A 14,994-nucleotide genomic window follows, 5' to 3' on the forward strand; every position below is an offset into this window, starting at 1 on the left:
TCAGGACTCGTGTCTGAACGTATAAAAGGAACCCCCATGTCCAGTTTGATTAACAGCGCCATGAGTGGCCTCAGTGCTGCTCAGTCGGCACTCAATACCGTCAGTAATAATATTTCAAGCTATAACGTGGCAGGTTACACCCGCCAGACCACGGTGCTGGGCGCATCTAACAGCACGCTGACCGGCGGTGGCTGGGTGGGTAACGGGGTCTATGTCTCCGGTGTCCAGCGTGAGTATGACGCCTTCATCACCAACCAGCTGCGCGCCGCGCAGACGCAGAGCAGCGGTCTGACGACGCGCTATCAGCAGATGTCAAAAATTGACGATGTGCTCTCCGATACCACCAACTCGCTCTCCACCACCCTGCAGGATTTCTTCAAAAGTCTGCAAACACTGGTGAGCAACGCGGAAGATCCGGCTGCACGTCAGACGGTGCTGGGGAAAGCGGGCGGTCTGGTCAATCAGTTTAAAACCAACGATCAGTATCTTCGTGACCAGGATACGCAGGTGAATACCGCCATCTCAAGCAGCGTATCTCAGATCAACAACTACGCGACACAGATTGCGAATCTGAACGATCAGATTTCTCGTTTGACCGGCGTTGGCGCGGGGGCTTCGCCTAACGACCTGCTCGACCAGCGCGATCAGCTCGTGACTGAACTGAACAAAATCGTGGGCGTGGAAGTCTCCGTACAGGATAGCGGCACGTTTAATATCTCTCTCGGCAATGGTTACAGCCTGGTGCAGGGCAGCAAAGCCAGCCAGCTGGCTGCCGTGAAGTCCAGCGCCGATCCGGCGCGTACGACCGTCGCCTACGTCGATGACGTGGCGGGTAATATTGAGATCCCCGAGAAATTTATCACCACCGGTTCTTTAGGCGGTTTACTGACCTTCCGTAATGAAGATCTGGATAAAGCGCGTAACACTCTGAACCAGATGGCGCTGGCCTTTGCCGATGCGATGAACACGCAGCATGAAGCCGGTTTTGATGCAAACGGTGATGCGGGCGGTAAGCTGTTCAACTTTGGTTCTCCTGCGGTGCTGTCCAACAGCAAGAACGGCGGATCGGCGGTTGTTACGGCCTCTGTGGCGGACAGCAAACAGGTCCAGGCGACTGACTATAAGCTGCAGTTTAACGGCACTGACTGGACGGTCACCCGCACATCAGACAAAACCAGCTTTACGATGAGCCCGGATGCCAGCGGTAATCTGTCGTTTGATGGCCTTAACGTCAACGTGAGCGGTACGGCAAATACCAAAGACAGTTTCACCGTGAAGCCGGTTTCCAACGTCATCATGAACATGGATCTGGCGATCAGCGACGAGTCCAAACTGGCGATGGCGTCGGTACAGAACGGCGGCGAAAGTGACAACCGTAACGGTCAGAAACTGCTCGATCTGCAAAACGGCAAAGTGGTGGGTGGAAATAAAACCTTCAACGATGCGTATGCCTCTCTCGTCAGTACCGTCGGTAGCACCACGGCGTCACTGAAGGTGAGCAGCCAGACGAAAGCCAATGTGGAAACGCAGTTAATCAAGCAGCAGCAGACCATCTCTGGGGTAAACCTCGACGAAGAGTATGGCAATTTGCAGCGTTATCAGCAGTATTACCTGGCGAACGCCCAGGTTCTCCAGACTGCCAGTACGCTCTTCGATGCAATTATCAACATTCGTTAAGGTTGAGGTGAATAATGCGTATTAGCACCCAGATGATGTATGAGCAGAACATGCGCGGGATCACTGATTCCCAGAGCAGATGGCTGAGCTACGGTGAGCAAATGTCCACCGGTAAGCGCGTTAACCGTCCTTCGGACGATCCTATCGCCGCGTCGCAGGCCATCGTTCTGTCGCAATCTCAGTCGCAAAACAGCCAGTTCGCGCTTGCGCGTACCTTTGCAACGCAGAAGGTCTCGCTGGAAGATAACGTGTTAACCCAGGTGAACACCGCAATCTCAAGCGTGCGCGAGAAGTTAGTTTACGCGTCCAACGGCACATTAAGCGATGACGACCGTCTTTCTCTGGCGACCGATATCCAGGGGATCCGCGATCAGCTGATGAACCTGGCCAACACGACGGATGGCAATGGTCGCTTTATCTTCGCGGGATACAAAACCGAGAGCGCACCGTTTGATGCCGTGACCGGGGATTATAACGGCGGCGCAGAGGCCATCTCGCAGCAGGTTGATACGGCGCGAAATATGACCATTAGCCATACCGGACAGCAAATTTTCGAAAGCATTACCAGTAATGCGGAACAGCTGCCGGGCGGTGGATATGGCCAGACCAACATGTTCAAAATCCTGGATTCTGCCATTGCGTCCCTGAAGACACCGATTGAGAACGATCCGGCTGCCGCAACGGCGCAAAACCAGGTGATTGCCAATGCGCAGATCGGCATCAAAAACGCCCAGAACAACGTCCTGACGGTCGTTGCGGATGTGGGAACCAAGATGAACGAACTGGAAAAACTCGATACGCTGGGAGATGACCGTGCCCTGGGTCAGACTAAGCAGATGAGTGATCTGGTAGATGTCGACTGGAACGAAGCGATTTCCTCTTACACCATGCAGCAGGCGGCCTTGCAGGCGTCTTATAAAGCGTTTAGCGATATGCAGGGCATGTCTCTGTTCCAGCTGAACAAATAACATCTTGACCTCTTGGAACATGTCTTGAAACTGGGCATGTTTTACTGCCCAATCCGTCTGGATTGGGCATTTTTTTTATGCGGCTTCCGCCGGTACGGAGGCGACACGCGCGCTTTCTATCAGACGGATGACCAGCGCAATGATGCCACAGACGGTGGCCAGCGCGACCACGCCCGTCCAGCCAGCCAGCGAGTAGATATTGCTGCCTAACGCGGAGCCCAGCGCCATCCCGATAAAGACCACCGTAAAGAGCAGGGCATTAAGACGACCGCGCGCCTGCGGTTCAAGGCTGTAGACCAGGTTCTGGTGAGCGACCAGGCTGGACTGCAGACCCAGGTCGAACCCGACGGCAGAGACGGCGATCAGCATCAGCTGTCCATGAACGCTCAGCGCGGGCATCAGGAACATCAGGGCGAATGAGACGGTCACAAGAACTGCACCAAGCTGCGTGACTTTTCCTGCGCCCAGTTTGTCCGCCAGACCCCCCGCCAGCGGGGCAGCTAACGCACCGGCCGCACCCGCAATACCAAACCCACCCGCAACGGCACTGCCAAGGTGATAGCGTTCCAGCAGCATGACCGCGAGCGTTGACCAGAAGGCGCTGAAGGCAATCGACAGAAAACCCTGAGCCAGCGCCGCGCGGCGCAGCGCCGGATAACGACGCCACAGATGTTCCATTGAGCGCATCAGCGCGGGGTAGCTCAGCGTGGAGTGAATGGCAAAACGGGGAAGCACAAACCACATCATCACCCCGATGAAGGCAATGCTCGCCGCCGCCAGCTGGTACATGACGCGCCAGCCAAACGCTTCGCCCACTACGCCGCTCACGGTTCTTGATAATAAGATACCCATCAGCAGCCCGGTCATTACCGTGCCCACGGTTTTCCCCTGTTTACCTTCTGGCGCAAGAATCGCCGCAGCAGGGACGATATCCTGTGCCATGGTGGCGGCCATGCCGATGAGCAGGCTTGCCAGCAGCAGAGAATGGATCTGCCCGGTCAGGCTACAGCCGAGAAGAAACAGCGCCAGCGCTGCGCTTTTAATCAGAATTAACGTCCTGCGGTCGTGGCGATCGCCCAGGGGAAGCAGGAACAGGATACCGAGCGCATAGCCTGCCTGAGTTAACGTTGGTACCAGACCCATACCTTCAATGCTCAGATGCAGATCGGCACCCATCAGCGGCAGCAGGGGCTGCGCGTAATAGATTGATGCCACGCTGAAACCGGCCCCCAGAGCCAGCATAAAAATCACCCAGCGGCTTACAGCATGGGGAGTCGTTGTTGTGTTCATAAGTTGTTCCTCATTCGTCGTGTGCGGCTATTTTTTATCAGTACGCCTTGCGACGGTAGCGGGCCCGGTGGTAAAACGCTTATACGTTTAACGTATAAGTGAAAATGCAATGAAAAGAGCTGAGCGTATAGACAGGGTGGAGCTAATGCGGACGTTTGTCCGGATAGTGGAGGCGGGTTCCCTCTCTGCGGCGGCACGGCAGCTGGCCACCACCCAGGCCACGGTGAGCAGACGGCTACAGTCGCTGGAGACCATGCTGGGCGTGCGCCTGATATTGCGCACCACCCACACGACGCGGCTGACGGATGATGGCGAACGCTGCTACCAGCACGCTCGTCGGGTGATTGACAGCTGGCTGGCGCTGGAAGATGAGGTGGGGCAGACGGAAGATGAGCCCGTAGGCGTGCTGCGGGTGCGGGCACCCCACGCGTTTGGTCAGGATCAGCTTCTGAAACCCGTAACCGAATTTTTGCAACGTTATCCGCAGCTTTCGATTGAGTGGATGCTCAACGATCGGTCGGCGGACTTCCTCGGCGACAACCTTGACTGCGCTATTCGGGTGGGCGTGGAGGTCGATCCGGCGACCGTATCCGTGCTGCTGGCGGAAGTGCCGCGCTCGGTAGTCGCTTCTCCGGCACTGCTGGCCCGTTTTCCAGCGGTTACCACGCCGGAGGATTTGCAGCAGTTTCCCTGGATAGCGATCAGCTCTTTCTACCAGCGCCACGTGGAGCTTTTTCACGATGCCTCGCCCGCCACCGCGCGGATTGCTATTACGCCACGCCTCAGCACCGACAGCCTGTATGTCGCACGCAATACGGTGCTCACCGGTCTCGGTGTGGCGGTGGTATCCAGCTGGACGGTACAGAATGATATTCGGGAAGGGCGGCTGGTGCATTTGCTGCCGGAGTGGCAGCCAGCGGCGCTGCCGGTGCATCTGGTTTACCCCTGGTCCCGTTATTATCCGGCACGCTTGCGGCGTTTTCTGGAGCTGATGCGGCAGGTCATGCCGGAGGTCTCCGGGATGAGAAGGCCCGTGCAGCAGCCATAAAAAAAGCCGACCCTAAGGTCGGCTTTTTACTTTCAGCGTCGTTATTCGACAGACTGCGGACGCGTTGCCGGTGCAGTCGCCTGATGCGTTGCACTGTGGCCGCCAGCAGCGCCTTTACCATCAAAGCTGAACGCCGGACGAACCCAGTCACTGTGGCGCGGGGCTTCTGGCACGTAATCCGGCGCCGGAGCGCGGGTCATCGGTGCTGTCGCCACGTGGGCAGCGGCTGGCGCAGAGACAACCGGTTCAGGTTTCACTTCAGCCGCTTTCGGTTCTTCAACAACCGGTTCAACCTCAATCTCAACGTCCTGAACGACTTCTTCAGTGGTAGTTTCAACGATAGCTTCAGCGGTGTCTTCCACTGCGGCTACAGGTTCAGCTTCTTCAGCAACTTCCTCAGCCACCACGACATCTTCTTCAGCAATAAGCTGCGGTGCGGCATCAACCGGCGCGGCAATTACTTCCGGATGAGTGGTTTCGACTTCAACTGCCTGAGGTGCTTCCGTTTCAACAACCTGAGGTTCAACCACGGTTGCCGCTTCAGTCACAACGTCTTCTACCGCTGCCGCAGGTGCAATCACCTCTTCGGTTACAGGCTGCTCTTCAACAACCTGCTCCGGGCGAGCAACAGGGTAGCGGATCCAGACTTTGCCGGAAGCCATTTCTGGCGAAGCACAGGCAATGGTCAGCGGCATTGGCGACTGAGTTGGGTAACGCTCGTCACGATAGCGACGACGGCGCTGGCCGCTGACGCGCAGATGACGTGGGGAACGGCGTGAACGGCGCGGCATTCCGGCGTTATCACGGTTTTCACCGTTTTCATCCTGCTCAACGTTGTTTTCAACGACCGCTGGCAGATCAACTTTCGCCAGCTGCGTGCCGGTTGCGTTCTCGCGGGTTTCAACTGCGACAACGGCTGACTCTTCGATTGCTTCGGAGGCGAAGCGGACTTTCTGAGCAAGCTGGCGCTGCTTACGGCGCGGCATAACCTGAGTACGTTCTTCCTGCTCGCCGTCCTGCTGTTCAACAGGCTCTTCGCGGTTCAGGTTTTTGACTTCCTGCTGTGCCTGACGCTTCTCGTCGTTACGACGACGGTTGCGTTCACGGCGCGGCTGCTGGTCGTCACGCTGTTTGCTCTTCTCAGACTCATCGCCCGCCTGCTGGCGAATTTCACGATCTTCAACATTCTGCTGCTGTTTCTCGCGACGGTTGCGACGGTTGTCTTCGCGTTGCTCACGACCTTCGTTATTTTCAGAACGGTTGTCGCGGTTGTCACGACGCTCGCTGCGGTCATTACGATCGCTACGGTCGTTACGATCGCGGCGGTTGTTCTGACGCTTACGGCGGTCCTGCTGGCGTTCAGGCTTGGCCGCTTTTGGCTCTTCCTTCGGCTGTTCTGGCTGAGCTTCTTCTTCAGCAAACATCTTCTTCAGTGCGCCAAAGAAGCGGCTCAGCAGACCCGGCTGCGCCGGCTGGGCTTTCGCTGCTGCTGCTGGTTTCTGCGCTTCAGTTTTAGCCGCAGGTTTTTCCAGTGCCGCTTCCGGTGGGGCTTCTGGCATGATAAAGGTCGCTAACGCAGGCTGCTCAGGCAGTTTGCGCTCGGCTGGCTCTTCATCGGAAGGCAGGGCCATCTCTTCTTCGTGCAGCTTCGGCAGCAGGTAGCTGAGCGTGGACGTCTCTTCACCTTTACGGACACGCAGCACGTGATAGTGCGGAGTTTCCATCTGGTCGTTTGGCACGATGATGCAGCGAACGCCGCCCTGACGCGCTTCAATAGCACTTACCGCAGCACGTTTTTCGTTCAGCAGGTAGGAGGCAATTGGCACAGGAACAATCGCGTGCACCTCTTTGGTATTCTCTTTCAGCGCTTCTTCTTCAATCAGACGCAGAATAGAGAGGGATAGCGATTCGTTATCACGCACGGTACCGGTGCCGGAGCAGCGCGGGCAAACGTGATGGCTGGACTCACCCAGCGACGGGCTCAGGCGCTGACGGGACATCTCCAGCAGGCCAAAGCGTGAGATATGGCTAATCTGGATACGCGCCCTGTCCTGACGCACCGCTTCGCGCAGACGGTTTTCTACCGCACGCTGGTGGCGAACAGGGGTCATGTCGATGAAGTCGATAACAATCAGACCACCCAGGTCGCGCAGGCGGAGCTGGCGGGCGATTTCATCAGCGGCTTCGAGGTTGGTGTTGAAGGCGGTCTCTTCGATATCGCCGCCGCGAGTTGCACGCGCGGAGTTGATGTCGATAGCGGTCAGCGCTTCAGTGGTATCGATAACGATAGAACCGCCGGACGGCAGACGCACTTCACGCTGGAAGGCGGATTCAATCTGGGATTCGATCTGATAGTGGCTGAACAGCGGGATTTCACCGGTGTACAGTTTAATTTTGCTGGTGAAATCCGGACGACCCAGCGCGGCGATGTGCTGGCGCGCCAGCTCAAGCACTTTCGGGTTATCGATCAGAATCTCACCGATGTCCTGACGCAGATAGTCACGGAAGGCACGCACGATCACGTTGCTTTCCTGGTGGATCAGGAACGGAGCAGGGCGGCTTTCCGCTGCTTTCTGGATGGCTTCCCAGTGCTTCAGACGGAAGCTCAGGTCCCATTGCAGCGCTTCGGCTGATTTGCCCACGCCTGCGGTACGCACGATAAGACCCATGCCATCAGGCAGTTCGAGGCTTGCCAGCGCTTCTTTCAGCTCGGTACGGTCATCACCTTCGATACGGCGAGAGATGCCACCCGCACGCGGGTTGTTAGGCATCAGCACCAGATAGCTCCCTGCCAGGCTGATAAAGGTGGTCAGTGCGGCACCTTTGTTGCCACGCTCTTCTTTATCAATCTGAACGATAACTTCCTGACCTTCACGCAGAACATCTTTGATGTTTGGTCGGCCATGGGCGTTGTAGTTTGCAGGGAAATATTCGCGGGCGATTTCTTTCAGAGGGAGGAAACCATGACGCTCAGCACCGTAATCGACAAATGCAGCTTCAAGGCTTGGTTCAATGCGGGTGATTTTACCTTTGTAAATGTTCGCTTTTTTCTGTTCGTGTCCAGGACTTTCGATATCCAGATCGTACAGGCGCTGCCCATCCACAAGGGCGACACGCAACTCTTCTTGCTGAGTTGCGTTGATTAACATTCTTTTCATCGTAACTTACTCGTTATTCTTACATTGACGACAAAGCTGCGGGCAAGGTGACGCTTTCCGGGGTATGAACCGATGGCCTCGTGTCTGTTCACGTCGCCAACCTCACGGTTGTCGCTCGCTTAAGAGGCGCAGAGTGTCGGTTGCCTGTATTTCATACGGAAACACAGCGCAATTATCAGGGGAATTGCCTGGGTAGAACTCTCCAGAGAACAATCCTTATACCGGGAAGTACTGCAACCCGCAGCCCGCTAACTGCCTGAAAGATCAATACGTCTTACGCCATTGCTGCGTGGATGATCGGTCAGACAAAATTGGTCATTCCGTCAACATCCTTACTTAACCAGGATTTAACACGGAAAACAGCCTCATTATTCCACTGCTCGCCGGGTTATAGCAAGATGACTTTTACCAATTATCACCCGGTTACTCACAGTTTCTTCACTTCAGAATGGCGATTGGTTTAATAACCACCAAATCGGTTGCGCGAAACGGGAAGCAGGCCGGATAAAAGTAAATATAAGCATAGAAAAATGAGTGGCGCTAATGGCTGACGATATTTAGAATCGCCACCCATGAAAACAGAGACTCCAGCCGTAAAAATGGTTGCCATCGCCGAAGATGACGCGGGGCAACGTATCGATAACTTTTTGCGCACCCAGTTGAAAGGTGTGCCAAAGAGTATGATTTATCGCATCCTGCGTAAGGGCGAGGTGCGGGTTAACAAAAAACGCGTGAAGCCCGAGTACAAACTCGAAGCCGGTGACGAAGTGCGTATTCCGCCGGTGCGCGTGGCAGAGCGTGAAGAAGAGACCGTTTCACCAAAGCTGCAGAAAGTGGCTGCCCTGAGCGATGTCATCCTTTACGAAGATGACCACATTCTGGTGCTCAATAAACCGTCAGGAACGGCAGTCCATGGCGGTAGCGGTCTGAGCTTCGGCGTGATTGAAGGGCTGCGTGCCCTGCGCCCGGAAGCGCGCTTCCTTGAGCTGGTACACCGTCTTGACCGTGACACTTCAGGCGTACTGCTGGTGGCGAAAAAGCGTTCCGCGCTGCGTTCGCTGCATGAACAGCTGCGTGAAAAAGGGATGCAGAAAGACTACCTGGCGCTGGTTCGCGGCCAGTGGCAGTCCCATGTAAAAGTGGTGCAGGCGCCGCTGCTGAAGAACATTCTGCAAAGCGGTGAACGTATTGTCCGCGTGAGCCAGGAAGGGAAACCGTCTGAGACGCGCTTTAAGGTTGAAGAGCGCTATGAGTTTGCCACGCTGGTGCGCTGCAGTCCGGTGACCGGTCGTACCCACCAGATCCGCGTGCATACGCAGTTTGCAGGGCACCCCATCGCCTTTGATGACCGCTATGGCGACCGCGAATTTGATAAGCAGCTGGCGGGAACGGGACTGTCGCGTCTGTTCCTGCATGCGGCAGCGCTGAAGTTTACCCATCCGAATACCGGTGAAGTCATCCGTATTGAAGCGCCGCTGGATGAGCAGTTGAAACGCTGTCTTAAGGTTCTGCGCGGCTGATTTTGCTTTCCTCCCTCTCCCTGTGGGAGAGGGCCGGGGTGAGGGCATCAGGCCGCAGCGTCCCAGTCACATGGTCAGCGGATTACACTCTTCTCGTCTTAACATCTGACACAAGGCAATCAGCGGTAACCCCACCAGCGTGTTGGGATCGCGACCGTCCAGCTTGTCGAACAGCGCAATCCCCAATCCTTCACTTTTAAAGCTCCCCGCACAGTTCAGCGGACGTTCCCGACGCACATAATCCACAATCTCTTGCTCGCTGAGATGGCGGAAGTGTACGTCGAACGGTTCACACTCCGTTTGCAGATGACCGGTGGCGGAGTTATAGAGCGCCAGGCCCGTATAAAAGGTCACGATAGTGCCTCGCGCGCGCAGAAGCTGCTGGCAGGCGTTCTCCTCCGTATGGGGCTTGCCGGTGATTTCGCCGTCCAGCACGCAAACCTGATCGGAGCCTATAATCAAATGCGAAGGATAGTGTGCGGCCTGCGACTGCGCTTTCTCTTTAGCAAGACGCGTCACCAGATGGCGCGGTGACTCGCCCGGCTGTGGCGTCTCATCCACCTCTGGCGCGGCGCATTCAAACGGGATCCCGAGCTTTTCCAGCAGCATTCGGCGGTAGGGAGACGTGGAAGCAAGGACGAGATTTGGCATATTTTTATCACCAGATATAGCGTATCGATGCCAGCCATTTTAAACTACAGGCCGCAATGTGTGCGAATAATTGGCAAAAGGCAGCTCTGGTTGCCTTTTTCTTTGACTCTATGACGTTACAAAGTTAATATGCGCGCCCTATGCAAAAGGTAAAATTACCCCTGACTCTTGATCCGGTTCGTACGGCTCAAAAACGCCTCGATTACGAAGGTATCTATACTTCCGATCAGGCTGAGCGTATTGCCGAATCCGTAGTCAGTGTGGACAGTGATGTAGAATGCTCCATGTCGTTCGCTATCGACAACCAGCGTCTCGCCGTTTTAACCGGTGATGCAAAGGTGACGGTAACGCTCGAGTGTCAGCGTTGCGGGAAACCGTTTGTACAGCATGTTCACACAACGTATTGTTTCAGTCCGGTTCGTTCTGACGAACAGGCTGAAGCACTCCCGGAAGCGTATGAGCCGATTGAGGTTAACGAATTCGGTGAAATCGATCTTCTGGCTCTGGTTGAAGATGAAATCATCCTCACCTTGCCAGTGGTTCCGGTGCATGATTCTGAACACTGTGAAGTGTCCGAGGCGGACATGGTCTTTGGGGAACTGCCTGATGAAGCGCAAAAACCAAACCCATTTGCCGTATTAGCCAGCTTAAAGCGTAAGTAATTGAGGAGTAAGGTCCATGGCCGTACAACAGAATAAACCAACCCGTTCCAAACGTGGCATGCGTCGTTCCCATGACGCGCTGACTGCAGTTACCAGCCTGTCTGTAGACAAGACTTCTGGTGAGAAACACCTGCGTCACCACATCACCGCTGACGGTTTCTACCGCGGCCGCAAGGTTATCACTAAGTAATCACGCGCAAGCGTGATTAGGCTTAGTGAGGATTTCCCCGTGCAAACGGGGAATTTACCGAACCAGGCTGCGACGATACCTTGACACGTCTAACCCTGGCGTTAGATGTCATGGGGGGAGATTTTGGCCCTTCCGTGACAGTGCCTGCAGCATTGCAGGCACTGAATTCTAATTCGCAACTCACACTTCTTTTAGTCGGCAATCCCGACGCAATCACGCCATTACTCGCAAAAGCTGACTTTGAACAACGTTCGCGTCTGCAGATTATTCCTGCGCAGTCAGTTATTGCCAGTGATGCCCGACCTTCGCAGGCTATTCGCAATAGTCGTGGCAGCTCTATGCGGGTAGCGCTGGAGCTGGTGAAAGAAGGGCGAGCTCAGGCTAGCGTCAGCGCGGGGAATACCGGCGCGCTGATGGGGCTGTCGAAATTACTGCTCAAACCTATAGAAGGTATTGAGCGTCCGGCGCTGGTGACGGTGTTACCGCATCAGCAGAAGGGCAAAACGGTAGTGCTCGATTTGGGCGCTAACGTCGATTGTGATAGTACTATGCTGGCTCAGTTTGCCGTGATGGGATCGGTGCTGGCAGAAGAAGTCGTCGGGATCAACACTCCCCGTGTTGCGTTACTGAACATTGGTGAAGAAGAGACCAAAGGCCTGGACAGCATTCGCGAAGCGGCTGAATTGCTCAAACAGGTTCCCTCCATCAACTATATTGGTTATCTCGAAGCCAATGAGTTGTTGACGGGGAAAACGGATGTTCTGGTGTGCGATGGCTTCACCGGAAACGTAACGTTGAAGACCATGGAAGGGGTCGTGCGCATGTTTCTTTCTCTGCTGAAATCTCAGGGAGAAGGCAAAAAAAGCGCCTGGTGGCTGATTTTATTGAAGCGTTGGTTACAAAAGAGCCTGACGCGGCGATTCAGTCACCTCAACCCCGACCAGTATAATGGCGCCTGTCTGTTAGGATTGCGCGGCATCGTGATTAAGAGTCATGGCGCCGCCAATCAGCGAGCATTTGCTGTCGCGATTGAACAGGCAGTGCAGGCGGTGCAGCGACAAGTCCCTCAGCGGATTGCCGCTCGCCTGGAATCTGTATTAGCTAAAAGTGACTGAGCGTACATGTATACGAAGATTTTAGGTACCGGCAGCTACCTGCCAAAACAGGTGCGTACCAACGCCGATCTGGAAAAAATGGTAGATACGTCTGATGAGTGGATTGTCACGCGCACAGGTATCCGTGAGCGTCGTATTGCCGCGCCAGACGAAACCGTGTCGACCATGGGTTACGAAGCCGCACAGCGTGCTATCGAAATGGCGGGCATTGATAAAGAACAGATCGGTTTGATCGTGGTCGCCACGACGTCTGCCACGCACGCTTTTCCAAGCGCGGCGTGCCAGGTGCAAAACATGCTCGGCATTAAAGGCTGTCCGGCGTTTGACGTCGCTGCCGCGTGCGCAGGTTTCACCTATGCGCTGAGCGTTGCCGATCAGTACGTGAAATCCGGTGCCGTTAAATATGCGCTGGTGATCGGTGCTGACGTGCTGGCGCGTACCTGCGATCCGACCGATCGTGGAACGATCATTATTTTTGGTGATGGTGCGGGCGCGGTGCTGCTGGGGCAGTCCGAAGAGCCGGGTATCATCTCGACGCATCTGCATGCTGATGGCAGCTACGGCGAACTGTTGACCCTGCCTAACGCCGATCGCGTTAATCCGGACAACTCGATTTACCTGACGATGGCAGGGAACGAGGTGTTCAAGGTGGCGGTGACTGAGCTTGCGCACATCGTTGATGAAACGCTGGAAGCGAATAACCTTGAGCGCTCCGCGCTCGACTGGCTGGTGCCGCATCAGGCGAACCTGCGTATCATCAGCGCGACCGCGAAAAAGCTGGGCATGTCGATGGATAACGTTGTGGTGACGCTGGATCGTCACGGCAACACCTCTGCGGCGTCGGTACCGTGCGCATTTGATGAAGCGGTACGCGATGGACGAATCAAACGGGGCCAGTTGGTCTTGCTTGAAGCCTTCGGTGGCGGGTTCACCTGGGGTTCCGCGCTGGTTCGTTTCTAGGATAAGGAATAAAAAATGACGCAATTTGCTTTTGTGTTCCCGGGCCAGGGCTCTCAAACCGTTGGGATGTTGTCTGAAATGGCAGCAACCTATCCGGTCATTGAAGAGACTTTCCGTGAAGCTTCTGATGCACTGGGTTATGATTTATGGGCGCTGACCCAGAAGGGGCCGGCCGAAGAGCTGAACAAAACCTGGCAGACCCAGCCCGCGCTGCTGACCGCGTCCGTTGCGCTGTGGCGTGTCTGGCAGCAGCAGGGCGGTAAAGCACCCGCGCTGCTCGCGGGTCACAGCCTGGGCGAATACTCTGCGCTGGTGTGTGCCGGTGTGATCGCGTTTGCTGACGCGGTACGTCTGGTGGAACTGCGCGGCAAATTCATGCAGGAAGCGGTGCCGGAAGGCACGGGCGGTATGTCTGCCATCATCGGTCTGGATGACGCTGCAATTGCAAAAGCGTGTGAAGAATCTGCTGAAGGCCAGGTAGTCTCTCCGGTTAACTTCAACTCGCCGGGCCAGGTGGTTATTGCCGGCCATAAAGAAGCGGTTGAACGTGCAGGTGCGGCCTGTAAAGCGGCGGGTGCTAAACGTGCGCTGCCGCTGCCGGTCAGCGTGCCGTCTCACTGTGCGTTGATGAAGCCTGCCGCCGAGAAACTGGCGGTTGAGCTGGAAAAAATTACGTTTAACGCACCGACGATTTCCGTTGTGAACAACGTCGATGTGAAATGCGAAACCACGCCGGAAGCTATCCGCGACGCGCTGGTTCGCCAGCTCTACAGCCCGGTACAGTGGACCAAAACCGTTGAGTTTATGGCCTCTCAGGGCGTTGAGCATCTGTATGAAGTCGGCCCAGGTAAGGTCCTCACCGGTCTGACAAAACGTATTGTTGACACCCTGACAGCCTCGGCGATTAACGAGCCGGAAGCGATGTCAGCGGCACTCTCGCAATAAAAGAGGAATACCATGAGTTTTGAAGGAAAAATCGCCCTGGTCACTGGCGCAAGCCGCGGTATCGGGCGTGCAATTGCTGAAACACTGGTTGCGCGCGGCGCGAAGGTGATTGGAACAGCAACCAGCGAGAATGGCGCTCAGGCCATCAGCGAGTATCTGGGTGCAAACGGTAAAGGTCTGGTACTGAATGTGACTGAACCTGCATCTATCGAATCTGTTCTGGAAAATATTCGCGCAGAGTTTGGCGAAGTGGATATTCTGGTAAACAATGCCGGGATCACTCGCGATAACCTGTTAATGCGAATGAAAGACGACGAGTGGAACGATATCATCGAAACCAACCTGTCATCTGTATTCCGTCTGTCAAAAGCGGTAATGCGCGCTATGATGAAAAAGCGTCATGGTCGTATTATCACTGTCGGTTCTGTGGTTGGTACCATGGGAAATGCTGGTCAGGCTAACTACGCTGCGGCGAAAGCAGGTCTGATTGGTTTCAGTAAGTCGCTGGCACGTGAAGTTGCGTCCCGCGGTATTACGGTAAACGTTGTTGCTCCGGGCTTTATTGAAACGGACATGACGCGTGCGCTGACTGATGAGCAGCGTGCGGGTACGCTGGCGGCAGTTCCGGCGGGTCGTCTTGGCGACCCTAAAGAAATCGCCAGTGCGGTTGCATTTTTAGCCTCTGACGAAGCGGGTTACATCACTGGTGAGACCCTCCACGTCAACGGCGGGATGTATATGGTTTAACCACGATGAAAAATATTTGCGTTATTAGGGCGAATGGCCTCAAAATAACGTAAAATCGTGGTA

At 55.4% G+C, this 14,994-nt stretch carries 13 protein-coding genes; 10 read left to right on the top strand and 3 right to left on the bottom strand.

Annotation, left to right across the window (positions count from 1 at the left end):
- Positions 1-36: 36 nt before the first annotated feature.
- Positions 37-1,677 (top strand): flagellar hook-associated protein FlgK, encoded by a 1,641-nt coding sequence (flgK, locus tag OTG14_RS04365; protein ID WP_024909018.1) that lies wholly within the window; start codon positions 37-39, stop codon positions 1,675-1,677.
- 14 nt (positions 1,678-1,691) lie between these two features.
- The gene (gene flgL, locus OTG14_RS04370; protein ID WP_024909019.1) at positions 1,692-2,645 is read left to right on the top strand and encodes a flagellar hook-associated protein FlgL; all 954 of its coding nucleotides are present in this window, start codon (positions 1,692-1,694) and stop codon (positions 2,643-2,645) included.
- Positions 2,646-2,720: 75 nt separating this feature from the next.
- On the opposite strand, the gene OTG14_RS04375 is transcribed toward flgL, so the two are convergent.
- Positions 2,721-3,935 (bottom strand): MFS transporter, encoded by a 1,215-nt coding sequence (locus OTG14_RS04375; RefSeq protein WP_267214637.1) that lies wholly within the window; start codon positions 3,933-3,935, stop codon positions 2,721-2,723.
- 109 nt (positions 3,936-4,044) lie between these two features.
- Between OTG14_RS04375 and OTG14_RS04380 the strand changes: the two genes are divergently transcribed.
- On the top strand, positions 4,045-4,983 hold the full coding sequence (locus tag OTG14_RS04380) for a LysR family transcriptional regulator (protein WP_267214638.1): 939 nt from the start codon (positions 4,045-4,047) through the stop codon (positions 4,981-4,983).
- Between the two features lie 41 nt (positions 4,984-5,024).
- Here OTG14_RS04380 and rne read toward each other — a convergent pair whose 3' ends face one another.
- Positions 5,025-8,141: a ribonuclease E gene (rne, locus tag OTG14_RS04385; protein ID WP_267214639.1), complete on the bottom strand. Its 3,117-nt coding sequence runs from the start codon at positions 8,139-8,141 to the stop codon at positions 5,025-5,027.
- Positions 8,142-8,713: 572 nt separating this feature from the next.
- Here rne and rluC point away from each other — a divergent pair.
- Positions 8,714-9,661 (top strand): 23S rRNA pseudouridine(955/2504/2580) synthase RluC, encoded by a 948-nt coding sequence (gene rluC / locus OTG14_RS04390; RefSeq protein ID WP_024909023.1) that lies wholly within the window; start codon positions 8,714-8,716, stop codon positions 9,659-9,661.
- A 66-nt stretch (positions 9,662-9,727) separates the two neighbouring features.
- Here the strand turns inward: rluC and OTG14_RS04395 are convergent, their stop codons facing one another.
- Positions 9,728-10,312 carry a Maf family protein gene (locus OTG14_RS04395; RefSeq protein WP_267214640.1) on the bottom strand — a complete coding sequence of 195 codons (585 nt, stop codon included), beginning with the start codon at positions 10,310-10,312 and terminating at the stop codon, positions 9,728-9,730.
- A gap of 140 nt (positions 10,313-10,452) precedes the next feature.
- On the opposite strand from OTG14_RS04395, the gene yceD reads away from it, so the two are divergent.
- The 6 genes from yceD to fabG all read left to right on the top strand — a co-directional run bounded on the left by yceD (position 10,453) and on the right by fabG (position 14,931).
- Positions 10,453-10,974 (top strand): 23S rRNA accumulation protein YceD, encoded by a 522-nt coding sequence (yceD, locus tag OTG14_RS04400; RefSeq protein WP_014883375.1) that lies wholly within the window; start codon positions 10,453-10,455, stop codon positions 10,972-10,974.
- Between the two features lie 16 nt (positions 10,975-10,990).
- Complete coding sequence (gene rpmF / locus OTG14_RS04405; protein WP_003857964.1) at positions 10,991-11,164, top strand: 50S ribosomal protein L32; 174 nt, start codon at positions 10,991-10,993, stop codon at positions 11,162-11,164.
- Between the two features lie 80 nt (positions 11,165-11,244).
- Complete coding sequence (plsX, locus tag OTG14_RS04410) at positions 11,245-12,279, top strand: phosphate acyltransferase PlsX (RefSeq protein ID WP_267214641.1); 1,035 nt, start codon at positions 11,245-11,247, stop codon at positions 12,277-12,279.
- Positions 12,280-12,285: 6 nt separating this feature from the next.
- Positions 12,286-13,239, top strand: a complete 954-nt coding sequence (locus OTG14_RS04415; protein WP_008500797.1) for a beta-ketoacyl-ACP synthase III — start codon at positions 12,286-12,288, stop codon at positions 13,237-13,239.
- A gap of 15 nt (positions 13,240-13,254) precedes the next feature.
- Complete coding sequence (fabD, locus tag OTG14_RS04420; protein ID WP_267214642.1) at positions 13,255-14,184, top strand: ACP S-malonyltransferase; 930 nt, start codon at positions 13,255-13,257, stop codon at positions 14,182-14,184.
- A gap of 12 nt (positions 14,185-14,196) precedes the next feature.
- Positions 14,197-14,931 (top strand): 3-oxoacyl-ACP reductase FabG, encoded by a 735-nt coding sequence (gene fabG / locus OTG14_RS04425; RefSeq protein ID WP_008500795.1) that lies wholly within the window; start codon positions 14,197-14,199, stop codon positions 14,929-14,931.
- Positions 14,932-14,994: the final 63 nt, after the last annotated feature.

The sequence above is a fragment of the Enterobacter pseudoroggenkampii genome, assembly GCF_026420145.1.
GTDB lineage: Bacteria > Pseudomonadota > Gammaproteobacteria > Enterobacterales > Enterobacteriaceae > Enterobacter > Enterobacter pseudoroggenkampii.